At 51.6% G+C, this 22,659-nt stretch carries 21 protein-coding genes and 2 tRNA genes; 6 read left to right on the top strand and 17 right to left on the bottom strand.

Annotated elements, in window-relative coordinates; genetic code table 11:
• Window positions 1–45: 45 nt before the first annotated feature.
• The 5 genes from wzzE to trxA form a co-directional block, all read right to left on the bottom strand.
• Window positions 46–1,092, bottom strand: a complete 1,047-nt coding sequence (gene wzzE / locus BEA93_RS15675; protein ID WP_001517405.1) for an ECA polysaccharide chain length modulation protein — start codon at window positions 1,090–1,092, stop codon at window positions 46–48.
• 11 nt (window positions 1,093–1,103) lie between these two features.
• On the bottom strand, window positions 1,104–2,207 hold the full coding sequence (wecA, locus tag BEA93_RS15670) for a UDP-N-acetylglucosamine--undecaprenyl-phosphate N-acetylglucosaminephosphotransferase (RefSeq protein ID WP_001050950.1): 1,104 nt from the start codon (window positions 2,205–2,207) through the stop codon (window positions 1,104–1,106).
• A 239-nt stretch (window positions 2,208–2,446) separates the two neighbouring features.
• Window positions 2,447–3,706, bottom strand: coding sequence for a transcription termination factor Rho (rho, locus tag BEA93_RS15660; RefSeq protein WP_001517407.1), 1,260 nt, complete (start codon window positions 3,704–3,706; stop codon window positions 2,447–2,449).
• An 84-nt stretch (window positions 3,707–3,790) separates the two neighbouring features.
• Window positions 3,791–3,892 (bottom strand): rho operon leader peptide RhoL, encoded by a 102-nt coding sequence (gene rhoL / locus BEA93_RS15655; RefSeq protein ID WP_001445787.1) that lies wholly within the window; start codon window positions 3,890–3,892, stop codon window positions 3,791–3,793.
• 139 nt (window positions 3,893–4,031) lie between these two features.
• Entirely contained in the window at window positions 4,032–4,361 is a 330-nt protein-coding gene (gene trxA, locus BEA93_RS15650) for a thioredoxin TrxA (RefSeq protein ID WP_001280776.1), read from the bottom strand.
• Between the two features lie 130 nt (window positions 4,362–4,491).
• Here trxA and rhlB point away from each other — a divergent pair, with 130 nt between their 5' ends.
• A complete protein-coding gene (gene rhlB, locus BEA93_RS15645; RefSeq protein ID WP_000047512.1) occupies window positions 4,492–5,757 on the top strand; it encodes an ATP-dependent RNA helicase RhlB in 1,266 nt (421 codons plus the stop codon).
• A 135-nt stretch (window positions 5,758–5,892) separates the two neighbouring features.
• The gene (gene gppA / locus BEA93_RS15635; protein ID WP_001517408.1) at window positions 5,893–7,377 is read left to right on the top strand and encodes a guanosine-5'-triphosphate,3'-diphosphate diphosphatase; all 1,485 of its coding nucleotides are present in this window, start codon (window positions 5,893–5,895) and stop codon (window positions 7,375–7,377) included.
• Between the two features lie 62 nt (window positions 7,378–7,439).
• Here the strand turns inward: gppA and rep are convergent, their stop codons facing one another.
• A complete protein-coding gene (gene rep, locus BEA93_RS15630) occupies window positions 7,440–9,461 on the bottom strand; it encodes a DNA helicase Rep (RefSeq protein WP_001238901.1) in 2,022 nt (673 codons plus the stop codon).
• Window positions 9,462–9,547: 86 nt separating this feature from the next.
• On the opposite strand from rep, the gene ppiC reads away from it, so the two are divergent.
• A complete protein-coding gene (ppiC, locus tag BEA93_RS15625; protein ID WP_001140258.1) occupies window positions 9,548–9,829 on the top strand; it encodes a peptidylprolyl isomerase PpiC in 282 nt (93 codons plus the stop codon).
• Window positions 9,830–9,960: 131 nt separating this feature from the next.
• Here ppiC and ilvC read toward each other — a convergent pair whose 3' ends face one another.
• On the bottom strand, window positions 9,961–11,436 hold the full coding sequence (gene ilvC / locus BEA93_RS15620; protein WP_001517409.1) for a ketol-acid reductoisomerase: 1,476 nt from the start codon (window positions 11,434–11,436) through the stop codon (window positions 9,961–9,963).
• Window positions 11,437–11,585: 149 nt separating this feature from the next.
• Between ilvC and ilvY the strand changes: the two genes are divergently transcribed.
• Entirely contained in the window at window positions 11,586–12,479 is an 894-nt protein-coding gene (gene ilvY / locus BEA93_RS15615) for an HTH-type transcriptional activator IlvY (protein WP_000365754.1), read from the top strand.
• 51 nt (window positions 12,480–12,530) lie between these two features.
• Here ilvY and ilvA read toward each other — a convergent pair whose 3' ends face one another.
• The 7 genes from ilvA to ilvL form a co-directional block, all read right to left on the bottom strand.
• Window positions 12,531–14,075, bottom strand: a complete 1,545-nt coding sequence (ilvA, locus tag BEA93_RS15610) for a threonine ammonia-lyase, biosynthetic (RefSeq protein ID WP_000785507.1) — start codon at window positions 14,073–14,075, stop codon at window positions 12,531–12,533.
• A 2-nt stretch (window positions 14,076–14,077) separates the two neighbouring features.
• Entirely contained in the window at window positions 14,078–15,928 is a 1,851-nt protein-coding gene (ilvD, locus tag BEA93_RS15605; protein ID WP_001127407.1) for a dihydroxy-acid dehydratase, read from the bottom strand.
• A gap of 63 nt (window positions 15,929–15,991) precedes the next feature.
• Window positions 15,992–16,921: a branched-chain-amino-acid transaminase gene (gene ilvE, locus BEA93_RS15600; protein ID WP_000208520.1), complete on the bottom strand. Its 930-nt coding sequence runs from the start codon at window positions 16,919–16,921 to the stop codon at window positions 15,992–15,994.
• 19 nt (window positions 16,922–16,940) lie between these two features.
• Window positions 16,941–17,204, bottom strand: a complete 264-nt coding sequence (gene ilvM, locus BEA93_RS15595) for an acetolactate synthase 2 small subunit (RefSeq protein ID WP_000983255.1) — start codon at window positions 17,202–17,204, stop codon at window positions 16,941–16,943.
• On the bottom strand, window positions 17,201–18,847 hold the full coding sequence (gene ilvG / locus BEA93_RS15590; RefSeq protein ID WP_001012639.1) for an acetolactate synthase 2 catalytic subunit: 1,647 nt from the start codon (window positions 18,845–18,847) through the stop codon (window positions 17,201–17,203). Before ilvG ends, ilvM begins: the two co-directional genes overlap by 4 nt.
• 2 nt (window positions 18,848–18,849) lie before the next feature.
• Complete coding sequence (ilvX, locus tag BEA93_RS15585; protein ID WP_001387183.1) at window positions 18,850–18,900, bottom strand: peptide IlvX; 51 nt, start codon at window positions 18,898–18,900, stop codon at window positions 18,850–18,852.
• Between the two features lie 87 nt (window positions 18,901–18,987).
• The gene (gene ilvL / locus BEA93_RS15580) at window positions 18,988–19,086 is read right to left on the bottom strand and encodes an ilv operon leader peptide (RefSeq protein ID WP_001311244.1); all 99 of its coding nucleotides are present in this window, start codon (window positions 19,084–19,086) and stop codon (window positions 18,988–18,990) included.
• 350 nt (window positions 19,087–19,436) lie between these two features.
• Between ilvL and BEA93_RS15575 the strand changes: the two genes are divergently transcribed.
• Window positions 19,437–20,957, top strand: a complete 1,521-nt coding sequence (locus BEA93_RS15575; protein ID WP_105224768.1) for a YifB family Mg chelatase-like AAA ATPase — start codon at window positions 19,437–19,439, stop codon at window positions 20,955–20,957.
• A gap of 25 nt (window positions 20,958–20,982) precedes the next feature.
• Here the strand turns inward: BEA93_RS15575 and maoP are convergent, their stop codons facing one another.
• Window positions 20,983–21,321, bottom strand: a complete 339-nt coding sequence (gene maoP / locus BEA93_RS15570) for a macrodomain Ori organization protein MaoP (protein ID WP_000841001.1) — start codon at window positions 21,319–21,321, stop codon at window positions 20,983–20,985.
• 118 nt (window positions 21,322–21,439) lie between these two features.
• On the opposite strand from maoP, the gene hdfR reads away from it, so the two are divergent.
• Window positions 21,440–22,279 (top strand): HTH-type transcriptional regulator HdfR, encoded by an 840-nt coding sequence (gene hdfR / locus BEA93_RS25460; protein WP_000379233.1) that lies wholly within the window; start codon window positions 21,440–21,442, stop codon window positions 22,277–22,279.
• A gap of 95 nt (window positions 22,280–22,374) precedes the next feature.
• Here hdfR and BEA93_RS15560 read toward each other — a convergent pair.
• Window positions 22,375–22,450: transfer RNA gene (locus BEA93_RS15560), tRNA-Trp, on the bottom strand.
• 8 nt (window positions 22,451–22,458) lie between these two features.
• Window positions 22,459–22,535 (bottom strand) — tRNA-Asp (locus BEA93_RS15555).
• Window positions 22,536–22,659 lie beyond the last annotated feature (124 nt).

Genomic DNA, 22,659 nt, shown 5'->3' with positions numbered 1-22,659 from the left:
TTTGAATAAGCGGCGAGCGCCTTTGTGCTCACCGCAACTGTGTTGCTATTTCGAGCAACGGCGGGTTAATGCGACACCAGCCCCGATCAGCCCCCCGACAATGCCCCACATAATCATCAGGAAGGCACGGCGTGGGCTATCGCGTTTTACCGGTTCTTCCGGTGTACGCAAATAGCGATAGGTCTGAAAACGCGGATCCAGGGTTGGACCAACATTAAGGGTGTTTAACATGGCCCGATTCTGATCATAGTCGAGATCAAAGGCCGGGCCGACGGCCTGTAAATTTTCTAATCGCGCCTGCAGCATCGGGCGACCCAACAAAAACATTTCTGAATCAGGCAATTCATCCGCCGGGACATCTGTCGCGCTGCGAGAGATATTATGTTGCTCAGCGATTTTGAGTGCCTGCTCAATGCTGTTTACCCGGCGGTCGTAGATCGCTTTCGCGACTTCTTCCTGACGCTTCACCTGGGCTTTCATTTGGATAGTGCGCGCTGCCCATGCACCTTTCAGCTCATCATTCAGATGGCTGGCCGCGCGCTGACTGGCGAATGCGACATATTGACGCAGCAGATTATTGGCATCGGGGGCAGTTTCAGCAATCAATTTAACGTTATCGTTGATCGCTCGGGTGAAATCACCGGGAATAAACTGGATGTTGTTGATCATTTCATCCAGCAGAGCCGCATCGGCTTTGCTGTTGCCAACCATCCGCTGTTTGTAATAGTCGGTCTGCAACCAGAAATCGCGGCGGGTGTCCCACGACGCCAGTTGCATAACAAACTCTTTATAGGCTTCGTCCATGACCGATGGTTGATCGGCAGAAGCCATGTTCGAACGAGCATCCAGGTTACGTAGAAACTGCTGTTGCGAGTAGTATCCGCCCAGCATATTGACCGTTGGACGATCGGTAATCGCCGTCGCGCTCCACTCCTGACGGGCGAAAAATGTATACGCCAGCGCAATTAACGCAAACGCCAGCCCCATGCCAACAATCCACAGCTTCCCAGCCCACAAGGTACGAAACAACCCACGAATATCCAGTTCATTTTCAGCATTTTCGGCTGGTTTCCCAGGCATTGGTTGCGTCATTACATCCTCGTTTATTTGGTTAAGTTGGGGCTGCCACCACGATTTCTGCGCAGTCGGCGTTTCACACGCTTAATAAAGCGAGCAACCTTCCAGGCGCGCTTAATGCAATAGCCATAGAGGAAGAATGCTAGCAAAAAGAGCACCAGCATGACCCATTCAGGGACAAAATGAGAATATTCTGCCAGTACGCCAATGGAAGCAAGCAGTGCAGCAGCAAGGGTAATCAGCACAAATGCCTGACGAGAAGTAAAGCCGGCACGCATGATCAAATGATGAATATGCTGGCGATCAGGCGAGAATGGACTCATGCCTTTACGCAGGCGACGATACATAATCGCCACCATATCCATCAGCGGAATAGCGATAATCCATAATGCAGTCACCGGGCTAATCGGATGTGTTTTGCCCTGAGTAGTTTCAAGCAGGATCCAGATTACGGTAAAACCAATCAATGTACTGCCCGCATCGCCCATAAACACTTTGTAGCGACGCCCCAGAATACCGAGGTTGAGCATGATGTATGGCAGGATGGCGGCGATCATCGCAAAGCACCAGATAGCGAGGCTGGTTTGCCCGTCGAACCACAAAATCATGCCAATTGCCGCAAACGAGACGCAGGACAACCCACCCAGCAGACCATCAATGCCATCAACCATGTTGAAAGCATTAATTGCCGCCCAGACGGCAAACAACGTCAGGAAATAACCAAACGGCCCAAGCACCATCTCCCAGGAGCCAAAAATATAGCCCAGGCTACTGAGATAAAGTTTGCCAAACACCATCATAACGATGCCAACAGCAGCCTGTATGGTGGCACGGATTTTTACACTAATATCGAAACGGTCATCCAGTGCGCCGATGAACACCAGGACGCCCGCACAGGCGAGGTAGAGAGCTGCATGCGGAATGTAGTAATCAACAATTCCGAACGTAAAGCAAATCCCTGCGAAAACTGAAATACCCCCAACGAGCGGTATCAATCCCTGGTGACGTTTGCGGAAGTTAGGTTTATCCACTAAACCGACTTTTTTTGCCACCTTACGGGCAAAAAACAGAAACAGTGTCGTGAATAAAAAAATACTGATGAGATCAGTACTCACTGTCAGTAAATTCACAATGCATGCTCTCAGAGAAAATTATTAGCAGAAGTATACCCACGAAGACCTTTATTCAGAAGGGAAACTCCTTTCTGAGCCTATCAGACCTGTGCAAAAATTAATCATTCACCACAAAAATTGTATAAAATACCCGCAATAACCAGGAATTTTCCCACTATCACAGGCATGCCGCTAAGATTACAGATATAAAAGCAAAACGCCACGTAAACACGTGGCGTTTTTGGCATAAGACAAATTTATGAACGTTTCATCATATCGAAGAAATCGTCATTGGTCTTGGTCATTGCCAGTTTATTAATGAGGAATTCCATTGCATCGATTTCGCCCATCGGGTGAATGATTTTGCGCAGAATCCACATTTTCTGTAGCTCTTCCTGAGTGGTGAGCAACTCTTCTTTACGCGTACCGGAACGGTTGTAGTCGATAGCCGGGAAGACGCGTTTTTCTGCGATCTTACGAGAAAGGTGCAGTTCCATGTTACCTGTACCTTTAAACTCTTCGTAGATAACTTCGTCCATTTTGGAACCGGTGTCGATCAACGCCGTCGCGATGATGGTCAGGCTGCCGCCCTCTTCTACGTTACGCGCCGCACCGAAGAAGCGTTTCGGACGGTGCAGTGCGTTAGCATCCACACCACCGGTCAGCACTTTACCAGACGCAGGAACAACAGTGTTGTAGGCGCGCGCCAGACGGGTGATGGAGTCGAGCAGAATGATAACGTCTTTCTTGTGCTCAACCAGGCGTTTTGCCTTCTCGATCACCATTTCCGCAACCTGAACGTGGCGAGATGCCGGTTCGTCGAAGGTAGAAGCGACAACTTCACCTTTAACCAGACGCTGCATCTCGGTTACTTCTTCCGGACGTTCGTCGATCAGCAGAACCATCAGCACACAGTCTGGGTGGTTGTAAGCAATGCTCTGGGCGATGTTCTGCAGCAGCATGGTTTTACCCGCTTTCGGCGGTGCCACAATCAGACCACGTTGGCCACGCCCGATTGGTGAAGCCAGATCCAGCACGCGTGCGGTCAAATCTTCAGTAGAACCGTTACCACGTTCCATACGCAGACGAGAGTTTGCGTGCAGCGGGGTTAAGTTCTCAAAGAGGATTTTGTTGCGAGCGTTTTCAGGTTTGTCGAAGTTAACTTCATTAACTTTCAGCAGCGCAAAATAGCGTTCACCTTCTTTCGGCGGGCGAATCTTACCAGAGATGGTATCACCAGTGCGGAGGTTGAAACGGCGGATTTGGCTGGGAGAAACGTAGATGTCATCAGGACCGGCGAGGTAGGAGCTGTCTGCGGAACGGAGGAAACCAAATCCATCCTGCAATATCTCCAGTACGCCATCACCAAAGATATCTTCGCCACTCTTTGCGTGCTGCTTCAGGATGGCAAAAATAATGTCCTGCTTACGCATACGGGCCAGATTTTCCAGCCCCATATTTTCGCCGAGAGTGATCAGCTCAGAAACCGGCGTATTCTTTAATTCGGTAAGATTCATAGTGGTGTGAGTTCTTAAACTTGGGGTAAATCTCGAACTTAATGTTGTGAATGGTATGGCAGGATCATCCATGCCTGTTTACGGTCATCGACTCATGTCTTTTCGCTGTCTGGTCACAGGAGAGTACGCAGAACTGAAACGACAAGACGGATTGAGTGACAAACCAGAAATCTGTTCACTTCGCATTAGATAAAAACGGGAAGCGTTGGATATTACAAGATTCAAACTTAATAAGGTAAGTTTAATACGAAGTCAACATTAAGTTAGCATGGCTCACGCCGGGCGTCCAGTTTTTAGCGACGGGGCACCCGAACATGACGTTCCCTTATGCCAGGTTGGCGTCGAGGAACTCTTTCAACTGACCTTTGGACAGTGCACCCACTTTGGTTGCCGCGACTTCACCGTTTTTGAACAGCAACAGAGTCGGGATACCACGGATGCCATATTTCGGCGCAGTGCCAGGGTTTTGATCGATGTTCAGTTTTGCAACGGTCAGTTTACCCTGATATTCGTCAGCGATTTCATCCAGAATCGGGGCGATCATTTTGCACGGACCGCACCACTCTGCCCAGAAATCGACGAGGATCGCCCCGTCCGCTTTGAGTACATCCGTATCAAAACTGTCGTCAGTCAGGTGAATAATTTTATCGCTCATATATAACTCCACAGGAATAAGCCTGGCGTGTTGGTTTCGTTGTTGGTGTAACATTAACCAACTAAAGGTTGACTTTATTTCACCGGATACGCTTTCGTAAAGCAATAGTAAGCTGATATTCTATCACACTATGAGCAAAACACATTTAACAGAACAGAAGTTTTCCGACTTCGCCCTGCATCCGAAAGTTGTAGAAGCCCTTGAAAAAAAAGGGTTTCATAACTGTACGCCCATTCAGGCACTGGCCCTTCCGCTAACGCTGGAAGGTCGTGACGTAGCCGGGCAGGCGCAAACCGGTACTGGGAAAACGATGGCGTTCCTGACGTCAACGTTTCATTACCTTCTCTCTCATCCCACCATTGCCGATCGCAAGGTGAACCAGCCACGTGCCTTAATTATGGCACCGACGCGTGAACTTGCCGTGCAGATCCACGCCGACGCGGAGCCGCTGGCGCAAGCTACCGGTCTGAAGCTGGGCCTGGCTTATGGCGGCGACGGCTACGACAAACAGCTAAAAGTGCTGGAAAGCGGCGTTGACATCCTGATTGGCACCACGGGTCGTTTAATCGACTACGCCAAACAGAATCACATTAACCTTGGCGCTATTCAGGTCGTGGTGCTGGACGAAGCCGATCGTATGTACGATCTGGGCTTTATTAAAGATATTCGCTGGCTGTTTCGCCGTATGCCGCCAGCAAATCAGCGCCTCAACATGCTGTTCTCCGCCACGCTTTCGTACCGGGTACGTGAACTGGCGTTCGAGCAGATGAATAACGCCGAATACATCGAAGTGGAACCGGAACAGAAAACGGGCCACCGCATTAAAGAAGAGCTTTTCTACCCTTCTAACGAAGAAAAAATGCGTTTGCTGCAAACGCTGATCGAAGAAGAGTGGCCAGACAGAGCGATTATTTTCGCCAACACCAAACATCGTTGCGAAGAGATCTGGGGTCACCTGGCGGCAGATGGTCATCGTGTCGGGCTGTTGACGGGCGATGTGGCGCAGAAAAAACGTCTGCGTATTCTTGATGAATTTACCCGTGGCGATCTGGATATTCTGGTTGCTACCGACGTAGCCGCACGTGGTTTGCATATTCCGGCCGTAACCCACGTCTTTAACTACGATTTACCCGATGACTGTGAAGATTACGTTCACCGTATCGGCCGTACTGGCCGCGCTGGTGCAAGTGGTCATTCCATCAGCCTGGCGTGTGAAGAGTATGCATTGAATTTGCCTGCCATTGAGACCTATATTGGTCATTCTATTCCGGTAAGCAAATACAATCCGGACGCATTGATGACCGATCTGCCAAAACCGCTACGCTTGACGCGCCCGCGCACAGGCAACGGTCCGCGTCGTACAGGCGCTCCACGTAATCGTCGTCGTTCAGGTTAAATAAATAATGTCATACTCAAAATCATTCAAACTGCATCAAGATGGCAAGAGAATGAATCCCGAATCACTTACTGTAGTAAGTGATTCGGGTGAAAGAACACAGCCAACGCAGAGACAGATTGAAGGATGAAGAGTATGAGTTCCACCTCGTCGCTTTATGCAGCCATTGATCTCGGTTCGAATAGTTTTCATATGCTGGTTGTGCGCGAGGTGGCTGGTAGTATCCAGACGCTGACGCGAATTAAACGCAAAGTACGTCTGGCTGCTGGTCTGAACAGCGAAAATGCCCTGTCTAATGAAGCAATGGAGCGCGGCTGGCAATGCCTGCGCCTGTTTGCTGAACGTCTGCAAGATATCCCTCCTTCGCAAATTCGCGTTGTTGCTACGGCGACGTTACGTCTTGCTGTCAACGCTGGTGATTTTATTGCCAAAGCGCAGGAAATTCTTGGTTGTCCGGTGCAGGTGATCAGCGGTGAAGAGGAAGCTCGTCTGATTTATCAGGGCGTTGCTCACACTACCGGTGGAGCCGATCAGCGCCTGGTGGTGGATATCGGGGGAGCCAGTACTGAACTGGTAACCGGCACGGGTGCACAAACCACCTCTCTGTTCAGTCTGTCGATGGGCTGCGTCACCTGGCTGGAACGCTATTTTGCCGATCGTAATCTGGGGCAGGAAAATTTTGATGCCGCAGAAAAAGCGGCACGCGAAGTGTTACGTCCGGTTGCCGATGAATTGCGTTATCACGGCTGGAAAGTGTGCGTTGGCGCTTCCGGAACCGTGCAGGCCTTGCAAGAAATCATGATGGCGCAGGGAATGGATGAACGCATTACCCTGGAAAAGTTGCAACAACTGAAACAGCGCGCCATTCATTGCGGTCGGCTGGAGGAGCTGGAGATCGACGGGCTGACGCTGGAACGCGCGTTAGTATTCCCGAGTGGTCTGGCGATCCTGATAGCCATTTTTACCGAACTGAATATTCAGTGTATGACGCTGGCTGGCGGCGCACTGCGTGAAGGCCTGGTTTACGGCATGTTGCATCTGGCCGTCGAGCAGGATATTCGCAGCCGTACGCTGCGTAATATTCAGCGCCGCTTTATGATCGATATTGATCAGGCACAGCGCGTAGCCAGCGTTGCGGCTAACTTCTTCGATCAGGTGGAAAATGCATGGCATCTTGAAGCAATTAGCCGCGATTTGCTAATCAGTGCCTGTCAACTTCATGAAATTGGCCTGAGCGTTGATTTCAAACAAGCGCCGCAACATGCTGCTTATCTGGTGCGAAACCTGGATCTTCCTGGTTTTACTCCCGCGCAGAAAAAGCTGCTGGCGACGCTGTTGCTCAACCAAACTAATCCGGTCGATCTCTCATCGCTGCATCAACAAAATGCCGTCCCTCCGCGCGTTGCGGAACAACTCTGTCGTTTACTGCGCCTGGCCATCATTTTTGCCAGCCGTCGCCGTGACGATTTAGTGCCGAAGATTCAATTACAGGCCAGCCATGAACAGTTGACCTTGACGCTGCCGCAAGGGTGGTTAGCCCAACATCCGCTGGGTAAAGAGATTATCGAGCAAGAAAGCCAATGGCAGAGTTATGTTCATTGGCCGCTGGAAGTATATTAACGAGTAATGTGCTGGATGCGATGCTAACGCATTCTATCCGGCGATAATTCCGTGCCCCTTAACTATTTCCCTCGTTTTGCTGCCATCATCGCTTTCAGATTTGCCAGATGGCTTTGCCCTTTCTGCATCCGTTCTTCCGCGCTGACCACTTTGCGCTCCTGCTCCCAAATCAGATCATCCTGCGGTAACTCTAACAGGAAGCGACTCGGCTCCGGGCGCACCAGTTCACCGTACTGACGACGCTCTTTACACAGCGTAAAGGTCAATTCCTTCTGGGCGCGGGTGATCCCTACATAGGCCAGCCGCCGCTCCTCATCAATATTGTCTTCATCGATGCTGCTCTGGTGCGGTAAAAATCCTTCTTCCATACCGACCATGAAAACATAGGGAAACTCCAGCCCTTTCGATGCGTGGAGAGTCATCAGTTGCACCTGATCCAGTTCTTCCTCACTTTCACCTCGCTCCATCATGTCGCGCAGAGTAAAGCGCGTCACCACCTGGGTTAACGTCATCGGCTCATCCAGTTCGCTGCCTTCCAGCATCTCCGTCATCCAGCTAAACAGTTGGTTGACGTTCTTCATGCGCATTTCGGCGGCTTTCGGGCTGGGCGATGTTTCGTACAGCCAGGATTCATAATCCATGCCGTGGATCAGATCGCGCACCGCAGCAATCGGCTCCCGCTCCGCCAGACGCTGGATTTCCGCCAGCCAATGAGTAAAGCGAGTCAACGCTTCATAACCACGCCCACTCAGTGTTTGACTCAATCCCATATCAAAACTGGCGGTAAACATACTTTTATTGCGGGTCATCGCCCACTCGCCCAGCTTTTTCAGCGTTGCCGGGCCAATCTCTCGTTTCGGCGTGTTGACGATACGCAGGAACGCACTGTCATCGTCCGGGTTAGTCAGCACACGCAGATAAGCCAGCAAATCCTTGATTTCCGGGCGGGAGAAGAATGAAGTACCGCCGGAAATTTTGTACGGGATGCGGTTTTGCATCAGGAATTTTTCAAACACTCGCGACTGATGATTACCGCGATAGAGAATGGCGTAATCTTTGTACTGTGTTTTATTGACGAAGTGATGCGCAATCAGCTCGCCAGTAACGCGCTCGGCTTCATGTTCTTCATTATTCGCGCTTAATACTTTTAGCTCCGCGCCGTAGCCCAGTTCGGAGAACAGGCGCTTTTCAAAGACGTGCGGGTTATTAGCGATAAGGATGTTGGCCGCTTTCAGAATACGTCCGGAAGAGCGGTAGTTCTGCTCCAGCTTAATCACCTTCAACGCCGGGAAATCCTGGCTCAACAGCACCAGATTTTGCGGACGGGCACCACGCCATGAGTAGATTGACTGATCGTCATCGCCCACCACGGTAAAGCGCGCGCGGCTACCCACCAGCAGTTTCACCAGTTCATACTGGCTGGTGTTGGTGTCCTGATACTCATCCACCAGCAGATAGCGAATTTTGTTCTGCCAGCGTTCGCGTACTTCTTCATTGCGTTGCAACAACAACGTTGGCAGCAAAATCAGGTCATCGAAGTCGAGAACGTTGCACGCTTTCAGGTGCGCATCATACAGTCCATAACAATGGGCAAAAATACGATCCCGCTCGCCCTTTGCCTCTGCCGCTGCCTGCGCCGGAGTTTTCAGATCGTTCTTCCAGTTAGAGATGGTCGAAATCAACTGTTGCAGGAGAACTTTGTCATCTTCAATCAGACCCTCGGTCAGCTCTTTGAGCAACGCCATCTGATCGGTATCGTCAAACAGCGAAAAGTTCGCTTTCATTCCCAGCGCCGCATATTCGCGCTTGATGATATCCAGCCCTAATGTATGGAAGGTGGAGATCATCAACCCACGCGCCTCTTTGCGCCCCAGCGTCTGCCCAACACGCTCTTTCATCTCGCGTGCCGCCTTATTGGTAAAGGTCACCGCTGCAATATGTCGCGCCTGGTAACCGCAACCGCGGATCAGATGGGCGATTTTATTGGTGATAACACGAGTTTTACCGGAACCCGCACCCGCCAGCACCAGGCAGGGGCCGGTAACGAATTCGACAGCTTGTTGTTGGCCGGGGTTTAGACGCATAGAAAAATCGCTCAATGAAAGTCGGGAGGGGAAAATAACAGCGTGGTAGTATAGCCAGCCTCATCCATACCACTCAAGGCACGATCATGGCAAAAACGGCAGCAGCACTGCATATCCTTGTAAAAGAAGAGAAACTGGCTCTGGAACTTCTGGAACAGATTAAGAACGGCGCTGATTTCGGCAAGCTGGCGAAGAAGCACTCCATTTGCCCGTCAGGCAAACGTGGCGGTGATTTAGGTGAGTTCCGCCAGGGTCAGATGGTTCCGGCATTCGATAAAGTGGTTTTCTCTTGTCCGGTACTGGAGCCAACCGGCCCGCTGCATACCCAGTTCGGCTATCACATCATTAAGGTGCTGTACCGTAACTAACAAAAAAACCCGGTGCATTTGAACACCGGGTTTTTGCCTGATGGCGCTGCGCTTATCAGGCCTACAGAACGTGCACTTTTTGTAGGCCGGATAAGGCATTTACGCCGCCATCCGGCACCGTATGTAGCCGCTTAGCCTGCAACCGCAATACGTTTCATATCCGTCATATAGCCACGCAGTTTCTTACCTACCTGCTCGATAGCATGGCTGCGAATGGCTTCATTCACATCACGCAGTTGCGCGTTATCAACGGCACCTTCCGGAATAGCTTTACCCAGGTCGCCCGGTTGCAGCTCTGCCATAAACGGTTTCAGCAGCGGCACGCAGGCGTAAGAGAACAAGTAGTTACCATACTCGGCGGTATCAGAGATAACGACGTTCATTTCGTACAGACGCTTACGGGCGATAGTGTTGGCAATCAGCGGCAGTTCGTGCAGTGATTCGTAGTAAGCCGACTCTTCAATGATGCCGGAATCAACCATGGTTTCGAACGCCAGTTCAACGCCTGCTTTTACCATCGCGATCATCAGTACGCCTTTATCGAAGTACTCCTGCTCACCGATTTTGCCTTCAAACTGCGGCGCGGTTTCGAACGCGGTTTTGCCGGTCTCTTCACGCCAGGTCAGCAGTTTCTTATCATCATTGGCCCAGTCAGCCATCATGCCGGAGGAGAATTCGCCGGAGATGATGTCGTCCATATGTTTCTGGAACAGCGGTGCCATGATCTCTTTCAGTTGTTCAGAGAGCGCATAAGCACGCAGTTTTGCCGGGTTAGAGAGCCTGTCCATCATCAGGGTGATGCCACCCTGCTTCAGCGCTTCGGTGATGGTTTCCCAACCGAACTGAATCAGTTTTTCTGCATATGCCGGGTCGGTGCCTTCTTCCACCAGCTTGTCGAAGCACAGCAGAGAACCAGCCTGCAACATACCGCACAGTATGGTTTGTTCGCCCATCAGGTCAGATTTCACTTCCGCAACGAAGGAGGATTCCAGCACGCCCGCACGGTGACCACCAGTAGCCGCAGCCCAGGCTTTGGCAATCGCCATACCTTCGCCTTTCGGATCGTTTTCCGGGTGAACGGCAATCAGCGTCGGTACGCCAAACCCACGTTTGTACTCTTCACGCACTTCAGTGCCCGGGCATTTCGGTGCAACCATCACCACAGTGATGTCTTTACGGATCTGCTCACCCACTTCTACGATGTTGAAGCCGTGGGAGTAACCCAGCGCCGCACCGTCTTTCATCAGCGGCTGAACAGAACGCACTACGTCGGAGTGCTGCTTATCCGGCGTCAGGTTAACCACCAGATCCGCCTGCGGGATCAGCTCTTCGTAAGTGCCGACTTTAAAACCGTTTTCGGTCGCTTTACGCCAGGAAGCGCGTTTCTCAGCGATCGCCTCTTTACGCAGGGCATAAGAGATGTCCAGACCAGAATCACGCATGTTCAGGCCCTGGTTCAGGCCCTGTGCACCACAACCGACGATGACCACTTTTTTACCCTGAAGGTAGCTCGCGCCGTCAGCGAATTCTTCGCGGCCCATAAAGCGACATTTACCCAACTGCGCCAGTTGCTGGCGCAGATTCAGTGTATTGAAGTAGTTAGCCATGGTGATTCCTCATGATGTTGTGCTTCTTATTGTTCGGTTCGCGTTTGCGAGATTAAATTCACTATATGTCAGGAAACTTATTGCGGAAATTGATATATTCACAACGTCACATTGCAATTTCTGCAACGTCAAAATCGAGGGCTGTGCCTGTGGATTTACGCGATCTGAAAATGTTTCTACATCTGGCGGAAAGCCGTCATTTTGGGCGCAGCGCGCGGGCGATGCACGTCAGCCCATCGACACTTTCACGGCAGATTCAGCGCCTGGAAGAAGATCTCGGCCAACCGCTATTTATACGCGATAACCGGACGGTAACGCTGACCGAAGCGGGCGAAGAGCTGCGTGTTTTCGCCCAGCAAACGCTGTTGCAATATCAGCAACTGCGCCACACCATCGACCAGCAAGGGCCGTCGCTCTCTGGCGAGTTACATATTTTCTGCTCGGTGACCGCTGCTTACAGCCATCTTCCGCCGATTCTTGATCGCTTCCGCGCGGAACACCCGTCGGTGGAGATCAAGCTCACCACCGGTGATGCGGCGGATGCGATGGAAAAAGTTGTCACCGGCGAAGCGGATTTGGCGATTGCCGGTAAGCCAGAGACGTTACCCGGTGCAGTGGCATTTTCGATGCTGGAGAATCTGGCGGTAGTGCTGATCGCACCTGCGCTGCCCTGCCCGGTTCGTAATCAGGTATCTGTAGAGAAGCCGGACTGGTCGACGGTGCCGTTTATCATGGCCGATCAGGGACCAGTGCGCCGCCGCATTGAACTGTGGTTCCGACGCAATAAAATCAGCAACCCGATGATTTACGCCACGGTCGGCGGGCATGAAGCGATGGTATCGATGGTGGCGCTAGGCTGTGGCGTGGCATTGTTACCGGAAGTTGTGTTGGATAATAGTCCTGAACCTGTACGCAACCGTGTGATGATTCTTGATCGCAGCGATGAGAAAACACCGTTTGAACTGGGCGTTTGCGCACAAAAAAAGCGGCTACATGAGCCGCTGATTGAGGCGTTCTGGAAGATTTTACCCAACCACAAATAACGTTGACGCGTGGGTAGGCCTGATAAGCGAAGCGCCATCAGGCATTTTTCCCTAACCCGCCAAAAAGAACCTGAACGCCGGGTTATTGGTTTCGTCGTGACAATCGTAGCCCAGCTCATTCAGCCGGGTTTCGAAATCCGGTTCATGGTCGCCAAGTTCGAACGCCGCCAGTACGCGCCCGTAGTCGGTGCCATGACTGCGATAGTGGAACAAAGAGATATTCCAGTGCGTACCCAGCGTGTTAAGAAAGCGCAGCAGCGCGCCCGGTGATTCCGGGAATTCGAAGCTGTAGAGGCGTTCCTGCAACGGATGCGATGGACGCCCGCCGACCATATAGCGCACATGTAGCTTCGCCATTTCGTCATCGGAGAGATCAACCACGCTGTAGCCGCCTTCGTTGAGCATCTGCAAAATTTCTTTGCGCTCCTCAAGGCCGCGGCTTAAGCGCACGCCGACAAAAATGCAGGCATTTTTGGCATCTGCAAAGCGATAGTTGAACTCTGTGACCGAGCGCCCACCGAGTAGCTGGCAAAATTTAAGGAAACTGCCTTTTTCTTCCGGAATGGTCACCGCCAGCAATGCTTCGCGCTGTTCACCCAGTTCGCAACGTTCCGAGACGTAGCGCAGGCCGTGGAAATTGACGTTAGCTCCCGAGAGCACATGCGCCAGGCGCTCACCGCGAATGTTGTGCTGGGCGATATATTTTTTCATTCCCGCCAGCGCCAACGCGCCAGACGGCTCCGCCACCGCGCGCACATCTTCGAACAGGTCTTTCATCGCCGCACAGATGGCATCGCTATCAACGGTGATGATGTCGTCGAGATACTCCTGACACAGACGGAACGTTTCGTCACCAATGCGCTTGACCGCGACCCCCTCAGCAAACAAACCTACGCGCGGCAGGTCAACAGGATGACCTGCATCCAGCGCCGCTTTCAGGCAGGCTGAATCTTCCGCTTCCACGGCTATCACTTTGATTTGCGGCATCAGTTGTTTGATCAGCACCGCCACACCCGCCGCCAGACCGCCGCCGCCGACCGGCACAAATACGCGATCAAGATGGGCGTCCTGCTGGAGCAATTCTAGCGCCAGCGTGCCCTGTCCGGCAATCACCATCGGATGATCAAATGGCGGAACCCAGGTGAAGCCCTGCTGCTGCGACAGTTCAATCGCTTTGGCTTTTGCTTCATCAAAGTTCGCACCGTGAAGCAACACTTCGCCGCCGAAGCCGCGTACCGCATCAACTTTGATATCAGCGGTGGCGGTTGGCATGACGATTAGCGCCTTCACGCCTAATCGTGCGGAGGAGAACGCAACGCCCTGCGCGTGGTTACCCGCAGAAGCAGTGATCACGCCGTGCGCTTTCTGTTCTTCCGTCAGACCCGCCATCATGGCGTATGCGCCGCGCAGCTTAAAGCTGTGCACTGGCTGGCGGTCTTCGCGCTTTACCAGAATGACGTTATCAAGACGCGACGAGAGTTTTTCCATTTTCTGCAGCGGCGTGACCTGCGCCGCTTCATAGACCGGCGCGCGTAGCACCGCCCGTAAATACTCAGCGCCTTCCGGTGCGCCAGACAGGGGTAGTGAGTCTGCCATTATTAACCCCCCAGTTTCGATTTATCGCGTACCGCACCTTTGTCGGCACTGGTCGCCAGGCTGGCGTAAGCGCGCAGAGCAAAGGAGACCTGACGTTCACGGTTTTTCGGCGTCCAGGCTTTATCACCACGGGCTTCCTGCGCTTCACGACGTGCCGCCAGTTCTGCATCACTTACTTGTAACTGAATGCTGCGGTTCGGAATGTCGATGGCGATCAGGTCACCGTCTTCAATCAGGCCAATGCTGCCGCCACTTGCCGCTTCCGGTGAGACGTGACCGATGGAAAGGCCAGAGGTGCCGCCAGAGAAGCGACCGTCGGTGATCAGTGCACAGGCTTTACCGAGGCCCATCGATTTCAGGAAGCTGGTTGGGTAGAGCATTTCTTGCATCCCCGGACCGCCTTTCGGCCCTTCGTAGCGGATCACGACTACGTCGCCTGCCACAACTTTGCCACCGAGGATCGCTTCTACCGCGTCGTCCTGACTTTCATACACTTTCGCCGGACCGGTAAATTTCAGGATGCTGTCATCGACGCCCGCGGTTTTAACAATACAGCCGTTTTCCGCGAAGTTACCGTAAAGTACAGCCAGACCACCGTCCTGGCTGTAGGCGTGTTCCAGTGAGCGGATACAACCGTTAGCACGGTCGTCATCGAGGGAGTCCCAACGGCAATCCTGCGAGAACGCCTGGGTGGTACGGATACCCGCCGGGCCTGCACGAAACATATTTTTTACCGCATCATCCTGGGTCAACATGACGTCGTAGTGTTCCAGCGTTTGCGGCAACGTCAGACCGAGCACGTTTTTCACATTGCGATTCAGTAATCCCGCGCGATCCAGTTCCCCGAGGATACCGATAACGCCACCAGCACGGTGAACATCTTCCATATGGTATTTCTGAGTGCTCGGCGCAACTTTGCACAACTGCGGGACTTTGCGTGAAAGTTTATCGATATCACTCATCGTGAAATCGATTTCTGCTTCCTGCGCCGCTGCCAGCAGATGGAGAACGGTGTTAGTGGAACCGCCCATCGCGATATCCAGCGTCATGGCGTTTTCAAATGCCGCTTTGCTGGCAATATTACGCGGCAGGGCGCTTTCATCGTTTTGCTCGTAGTAACGTTTGGTCAGCTCGACAATGCGTTTACCGGCGTTAAGGAACAATTGCTTACGGTCAGCGTGGGTTGCCAGCAGTGAGCCGTTACCCGGCTGCGACAAGCCCAGCGCTTCGGTCAGGCAGTTCATCGAGTTGGCGGTGAACATCCCGGAGCAGGAGCCGCAAGTTGGGCAGGCTGAACGCTCAACCTGATCGCTCTGGGAGTCAGAGACTTTCGGATCTGCCCCCTGGATCATCGCATCAACCAGATCAAGTTTGATGATCTGATCGGACAGTTTGGTTTTTCCGGCCTCCATCGGACCACCGGAAACAAAGATCACCGGAATATTCAGGCGTAGGGAGGCCATCAGCATCCCTGGGGTGATTTTGTCGCAGTTGGAGATACAGACCATCGCGTCGGCGCAGTGGGCGTTCACCATATACTCAACGGAATCAGCGATCAGTTCGCGAGATGGCAGTGAATAAAGCATGCCCCCGTGGCCCATGGCGATCCCATCATCCACCGCAATGGTGTTGAACTCTTTGGCAACACCGCCAGCCGCTTCAATTTGTTCAGCGACCAGTTTACCGAGATCGCGCAGATGGACGTGGCCCGGTACAAATTGGGTGAACGAGTTCACAACCGCGATAATCGGTTTGCCAAAATCGGCGTCGGTCATTCCGGTGGCGCGCCACAGCGCACGAGCCCCCGCCATATTACGGCCATGAGTGGTGGTGGCGGAACGGTACTTAGGCATACTTTATTTACTCCCAGTGTCTGTCTCGTAAATGGGACGGTGCGTGCCATCCCATTTTTGTATTTATTGATTAACTTGATCCAACCAGCCCCATTTATCTTCGGTTTCGCCGGTGAAGAGGCCAAAGAAGGCTTGCTGAATACGTTTGGTAACCGGGCCACAACGACCTTCGCCTACCTGAATACCGTCTACACTGCGCACTGGCGTGATTTCAGCCGCAGTACCGGACATAAAGACTTCATCTGCCAGATAGAGTGATTCGCGCGACAGAACTTGCTCACGCACTTCAATTCCCAGCTCTTTCGCCAGTTTGATGATGGCGTCACGGGTAATGCCCGGTAATGCGGATGAGGTAAACGGCGGGGTGAACAGCACGCCATCTTTCACTTCAAACAGGTTTTCGCCTGCACCTTCAGAGATGTAACCATTCACATCCAGCGCGATACCTTCCTGATAGCCATGGCGGCGCGCTTCGCTACCCACCAGCAGGGAAGAGAGGTAATTACCACCCGCTTTCGCCGCAGTTGGGATGGTGTTTGGTGCTGCGCGGTTCCAGGAGGAAACCATCGCATCAATCCCCTGCTCCAGCGCTTCTGCGCCCAGATACGCTCCCCACGGGAAAGCGGCGATAATCACGTCGGTGGAGTATCCCGCTGGCGGGTTTACGCCCATGCCAACGTCACCGACAAAAATCAGCGGACGGATATAGGCACTGGTGAGATTATTTTTGCGGATTACGTCGCGGCAGGCTTCCATCAGCTCATCAATACTCTGTGAAACAGGGAAGCGATAGATTTTTGCGGAGTCATGCAGACGCTGCATATGCTCACGATGACGGAATACAACCGGTCCTTTATGTGAGTCGTAGCAACGGATACCTTCAAAAACCGAGGTGCCATAGTGCAGCGCGTGCGACATTACATGCACCTTCGCGTCTTCCCAGCGAACCATCTCCCCATTGAACCAAATGTAATCAGCTTTCTTCGTGGTCATTTTTATATTCCTTTTGCGCTCAGGCGCGGATTTGTTGTGATGTTGTTGTGCTCTGGCAGATGGCAACGTGTGCGACGTCCACCAGTTTATTTAACTGACTAAACAGTAAGTCGACCGACCGTGGGCTGGCAACGGTCAATTCGATATTTATATTTTGTGCATCACTGGCGGCGGCCATATTCATTGAGCAAACATGGAAACCACGATGGCGCACCACGCGTAAAACACGTTCTAAGGTTTCCGGATTGAAGCGAGCCGATACATTAACCTGATGTTGCATCATGATAATTTCTCCAACATTTCTGAATTACTGGCACCAGGCGGCACCAGTGGCCAGACGTTCTCAAGTTCGTCGATTGAGACATGAAGCAGGTATGGCCCATCACTGTTCAGCATGGTGTCGAGTGCCGCTTCAACCTGGTCTTTACGGGTGATGTGTTGGCCAGGGATACCGAAGGCTCTGGCTAACATGAGGAAATCGGGGTTATCGGTAAGGGTGGTTTCGCTGTATCTTTCCTGGAAAAACAGTTGCTGCCATTGTCGAACCATCCCTAACCGTTGGTTATCGAGTAAGACGATTTTCAACGGTAATTGCTTGCGTTTTACGGTGCCCAACTCTTGCACATTCATCATGAAAGAGCCGTCACCGGAGATACAAACAACGGTATCGTTCGGTCGCGCGACTTGCGCGCCAACCGCCGCTGGTAAACCGAAACCCATGGTGCCTAACCCACTGGATGTGATGAAATTTTCCGGGCGAGTATGGGCAATGTGCTGCGCGGCCCACATCTGATGCTGTCCCACATCCGTGGTCACAACACAATCCGCAGCCTTACGATCCGACAGTTGTTTTAACAACAACGGCGCGTAGATAGCCTCTCCGGGGTGATCGTAGCGCCAGGCATGTTCATCACGCAGTTGTGCGCAATATTGCTGCCAGCCATTGATATTTAACGACTGCTGTAATGCCGGTAACAAAGCATTCAAATCGCCCTGTAATGCCACATGCGCCTGACGCAGTTTGTTCATTTCTGCTGGGTCGATATCCATATGGATCACGCAGGCATGTGGTGCGAAGGTATTCAGTTTGCCGGTAACCCGGTCATCAAAACGTGCACCCACGGCGATCAGCAGATCACACTCCTGTACCGCGAAGTTCGCCGCTTTGGTGCCGTGCATCCCCAACATTCCCAGATAGTACGGATAATCCGTCTCGACTGCGCCCAGCCCTTTCAACGTACAGGTGACAGGCATTTTTGTGGTCGTGAGAAACTCACGCAGAGCAGGAACAGCCTGCGCCATACCGACACCGCCGCCGACATACAACATCGGCTTTTGCGCTTTAGTCAGCATCTGTCGCGCTTGCTCAACTTCTGCATGTGGAAAAGTCACTTCGTTTTCAACGGTGGTGAACCACGGTTCCAGATCGCCACTGGCTAACTGAATATCTTTTGGGATATCAACCAGAACCGGGCCGGGACGACCTGAGCTGGCGACATCAAACGCTTCCGCCATGATGCGTGGTAATTCTTCCAGCGACTGCACCAGGAAGCTGTGTTTGGTACAGGCTAACGACAATCCCAGTACATCCACTTCCTGAAATGCGTCGGTGCCGATAAACGGTGCGGACACCTGACCGGTGATGGCAACAACCGGAACAGAATCTAACAGCGCATCCGCCAGTCCGGTGATCAGATTGGTTGCACCAGGGCCAGACGTGGCAATGCATACACCGGTTTTGCCGGTAGCACGAGCATAGCCGATAGCTGCCATTGCCGCCCCTTGCTCATGTCGGCACAACAAGTGCTCCACGCCGCCGTCATACAATGCATCATAAACCGGCATAATTGCGCCACCCGGATAACCAAAAACGGTATTCACCCCCTGTGCCCGCAACGCATGTACCACCCACTGTGCGCCATTCATAGTTAGTTCCCCGTCCTGAATCTTGAGAAACAGAATTTTGTGCTGTTATTCATTGTCTGCTTCTCGGTTATGTTTTTAAGGTCAAAAAAAAACCCCCGGACCTTTCGGTGCGGGGGGCTTAGTTCGTTAAGGCTTGATCTCTAAGCCTTTCCTCGTCCAAGTGCAGCCCCGCACGGTGGGATAATAATCACCACCACGCTAATCACGACCAGGCTAATCACTCGTAGAAGGGCTGTCATTTTGTCTTTTCTTGCATCTTGTTCGAAGGAATACCTAAAGAGTTACCATAGATTTTGCGAATGGCACAAGATATTTTTTGGTCGCTTTTTATGACAAATATAATAATTTCTATAAAAACCATTGTTTTTTATATAAAAAATAGTGGATGAAAAAAATTCAATTTCCGTATAATTCTTGCCCTTTCTTAAAGACTAATTCTTGCACGCCTCATTTTTGCGAGCGTTAATCCATCGCTAATACAACTCAAATCACTTTGCATAAATAAACAGGAATCTACCGCCAAATAACACAATTTAGCAGGCTACAGCAGCGATCTCTTATGTTCATAATGGTGACTTAAGGAGGACTTATGTCACTGTCAATTGTTCATACCCGTGCCGCGCTGGGAGTAAACGCTCCGCCGATCACTGTTGAGGTACATATCAGTAAAGGTCTACCCGGATTAACGATGGTGGGCTTACCAGAAACAACGGTAAAAGAAGCACGCGATCGCGTGCGTAGCGCCATTATCAATAGCGGATATGAATATCCGTCGAAAAAAATCACCATAAATCTTGCGCCTGCCGATCTACCGAAAGAAGGTGGAAGATATGATTTACCTATCGCCATTGCGTTGCTGGCTGCCTCTGAACAGCTTACAGCCAATAAGTTGGATGAATATGAATTAGTTGGGGAACTGGCGCTTACAGGCGCTTTGCGTGGCGTTCCCGGCGCAATCTCCAGTGCAACTGAAGCTATTAAGTCGGGCAGAAAGATTATCGTCGCGAAAGACAATGAAGCGGAAGTAGGGCTAATTAACGGTGAAGGATGCCTGATAGCCGATCATCTACAAGCGGTCTGTGCATTTCTGGAAGGTAAACATGCTCTCGAACGCCCAAAACCAACAGATGCGGAATCCTGGGTATTACAACATGATCTCAGTGATGTTGTCGGTCAGGAGCAAGGAAAGCGAGGGCTGGAAATTACCGCCGCTGGCGGGCACAACCTTTTACTGATTGGGCCGCCGGGAACGGGTAAAACAATGCTCGCCAGCCGTATTAATGGTCTGTTGCCAGATTTAAGTAATGAAGAGGCACTGGAGAGTGCTGCGATATTAAGTCTGGTAAATGCCGAATCGGTACAAAAACAGTGGCGGCAACGCCCGTTCCGTTCACCACATCACAGTGCGTCGTTAACTGCGATGGTTGGCGGTGGTGCAATTCCCGGGCCTGGTGAAATTTCGCTGGCGCATAACGGCGTGCTTTTTCTTGATGAGCTACCTGAATTTGAACGGCGTACATTGGATGCCTTGCGGGAGCCCATAGAGTCAGGCCATATCCATCTTTCACGCACGCGAGCGAAAATAACCTATCCGGCACGTTTCCAGCTTGTCGCGGCGATGAATCCCAGCCCTACCGGACATTATCAGGGGAACCATAACCGCTGTACGCCAGAACAAACATTACGTTATCTCAACCGACTCTCAGGTCCCTTTCTCGACCGCTTTGATCTCTCACTGGAGATCCCTCTCCCACCGCCCGGTATTCTGAGTAAAGCGGTAGTTCTGGGGGAAAACAGCGCCACCGTTAAACAACGCGTAATAGCTGCCAGAGAGCGCCAATTTAAGCGGCAGAATAAACTGAATGCCTGGCTGGATAGCCCAGAAATACGACAATTCTGCAAGCTTGAGAGTGAAGACGCACAGTGGCTGGAAGAAACGCTGATCCATCTGGGATTATCTATTCGTGCCTGGCAGCGGTTACTGAAAGTATCAAGAACCATTGCGGATATTGATCAGTCTGAGACCATCACACGCCCGCATCTGCAGGAGGCGGTTAGCTATCGAGCTATCGACCGCTTGTTAATCCATTTGCAAAAACTACTGGCATAAAAAAAGGGCATTTCGCCCTTTTTTATTAATCGTCGGAATCGGTGTAGTCTTCAGCACCTTCGACCTGCGGTTTACCGCCGGAAAGAGTGTGAAAACGTTTTGGACGCTTGATACGCGTCATATATTTAGACCACACGCGTTCTGCTTCTGTCACTGGCTCACGTTCGCCACGGCATACTGCTACGAAGAGTTTCTCTTCTTCGGTCACCGGCTCGCGTTTACCGAGATCCAGCTCATTGAAGGCATAACCATGACGTTCAAGCAGTTGTGCCTCTTTGATGGTGAAATCACCATGACGAGAGAACCCACGTGGATAATGTTTATTGTCGAAATATCGATTAGTCGTCGTAAAGCTTTCCGCCATCCTGCACGCTCCTAATTCTTTGACCGAGCTAGTTATGGCGCGGAGTATTAGTTACGCTTGACAGAGTGTAAAACAAAACATTTAAATCATAACGACAAATAATTTTGCGGAGAGCACTGTGGATACGGAATTGTTAAAAACTTTCCTGGAAGTTAGCCGAACACGTCACTTTGGTCGAGCGGCTGAATCGCTCTATCTGACCCAATCAGCTGTGAGTTTTCGGATCAGGCAACTGGAAAATCAACTGGGTGTGAACCTTTTCACCCGCCACAGGAATAATATCCGTTTGACCGCTGCAGGAGAAAAGCTCCTGCCTTATGCAGAAACGCTCATGAGTACCTGGCAGGCCGCCCGTAAGGAAGTGGCACATACCTCACGACATAATGAGTTCTCCATCGGTGCCAGCGCCTCGTTGTGGGAATGTATGCTTAATCAGTGGCTGGGACGTTTGTATCAAAATCAGGATGCCCACACAGGGTTGCAGTTCGAAGCGCGGATCGCCCAACGGCAGTCACTGGTAAAACAACTGCATGAACGTCAGCTTGATCTTCTTATTACCACTGAAGCGCCCAAAATGGACGAGTTTAGTAGCCAGTTGCTGGGGCATTTTACTTTGGCACTTTATGCCAGCACCCCTTCTAAATTAAAAGGAGATCTTAACTATCTGCGACTGGAATGGGGGCCAGATTTTCAACAACATGAGGCCGGTTTAATCGGTGCTGATGAAGTTCCAATCCTGACAACCAGTTCTGCCGAACTGGCACAGCAACAGATTGCAATGCTTAATTGTTGTACCTGGCTACCAGTAAGTTGGGCTCGCAAAAAAGGCGGATTGCATACTGTTGTCGACAGCACAACGCTTTCACGTCCTCTCTATGCTATATGGCTGCAAAATAGTGATAAACACGCGTTGATTCGCGATCTATTGAAAATTAACGTTCTGGATGATGTGTATTAATTAAAATAGCTGGCAAGGATGCCGGAAGAAGGTTTTACTTTGGATGAGTTTATTACAGATAAAAAAAATCCTTAGCTTTCGCTAAGGATGATTTCTGGCAGGGGCGGAGAGACTCGAACTCCCAACACCCGGTTTTGGAGACCGGTGCTCTACCAATTGAACTACGCCCCTAATTAGGGTGGCGGAACGGACGGGACTCGAACCCGCGACCCCCTGCGTGACAGGCAGGTATTCTAACCGACTGAACTACCGCTCCACCGAATTCTTTTACAACCACCAGTTTTATGACCGGCTTACTGCTAAATTTGATGCCTGGCAGTTCCCTACTCTCGCATGGGGAGACCCCACACTACCATCGGCGCTACGGCGTTTCACTTCTG

The organism is Escherichia sp. MOD1-EC5950, from assembly GCF_002965345.1.
In the GTDB taxonomy this organism is placed as follows: Bacteria; Pseudomonadota; Gammaproteobacteria; order Enterobacterales; family Enterobacteriaceae; genus Escherichia; species Escherichia marmotae.
Note: the sequence above shows the minus strand (reverse complement) of the source record. Positions and strands in the feature narration are given on the sequence as shown.

Coding starts and splice junctions, on each gene's coding strand:
- ilvG (WP_001012639.1), bottom strand. CDS start 18,847: ATGAATGGCGCACAGTGGGTGGTACATGCGTTGCGGGCACAGGGGGTG.
- ilvD (WP_001127407.1), bottom strand. CDS start 15,928: ATGCCTAAGTACCGTTCCGCCACCACCACTCATGGCCGTAATATGGCG.
- maoP (WP_000841001.1), bottom strand. CDS start 21,321: ATGGCGGAAAGCTTTACGACGACTAATCGATATTTCGACAATAAACAT.
- ilvL (WP_001311244.1), bottom strand. CDS start 19,086: ATGACAGCCCTTCTACGAGTGATTAGCCTGGTCGTGATTAGCGTGGTG.
- ilvC (WP_001517409.1), bottom strand. CDS start 11,436: ATGGCTAACTACTTCAATACACTGAATCTGCGCCAGCAACTGGCGCAG.
- BEA93_RS15575 (WP_105224768.1), top strand. CDS start 19,437: ATGTCACTGTCAATTGTTCATACCCGTGCCGCGCTGGGAGTAAACGCT.
- gppA (WP_001517408.1), top strand. CDS start 5,893: ATGAGTTCCACCTCGTCGCTTTATGCAGCCATTGATCTCGGTTCGAAT.
- ilvA (WP_000785507.1), bottom strand. CDS start 14,075: ATGGCAGACTCACTACCCCTGTCTGGCGCACCGGAAGGCGCTGAGTAT.
- rhoL (WP_001445787.1), bottom strand. CDS start 3,892: ATGCGAAGTGAACAGATTTCTGGTTTGTCACTCAATCCGTCTTGTCGT.
- rhlB (WP_000047512.1), top strand. CDS start 4,492: ATGAGCAAAACACATTTAACAGAACAGAAGTTTTCCGACTTCGCCCTG.
- wzzE (WP_001517405.1), bottom strand. CDS start 1,092: ATGACGCAACCAATGCCTGGGAAACCAGCCGAAAATGCTGAAAATGAA.
- ppiC (WP_001140258.1), top strand. CDS start 9,548: ATGGCAAAAACGGCAGCAGCACTGCATATCCTTGTAAAAGAAGAGAAA.
- trxA (WP_001280776.1), bottom strand. CDS start 4,361: ATGAGCGATAAAATTATTCACCTGACTGACGACAGTTTTGATACGGAT.
- ilvE (WP_000208520.1), bottom strand. CDS start 16,921: ATGACCACGAAGAAAGCTGATTACATTTGGTTCAATGGGGAGATGGTT.
- ilvM (WP_000983255.1), bottom strand. CDS start 17,204: ATGATGCAACATCAGGTTAATGTATCGGCTCGCTTCAATCCGGAAACC.
- rep (WP_001238901.1), bottom strand. CDS start 9,461: ATGCGTCTAAACCCCGGCCAACAACAAGCTGTCGAATTCGTTACCGGC.
- rho (WP_001517407.1), bottom strand. CDS start 3,706: ATGAATCTTACCGAATTAAAGAATACGCCGGTTTCTGAGCTGATCACT.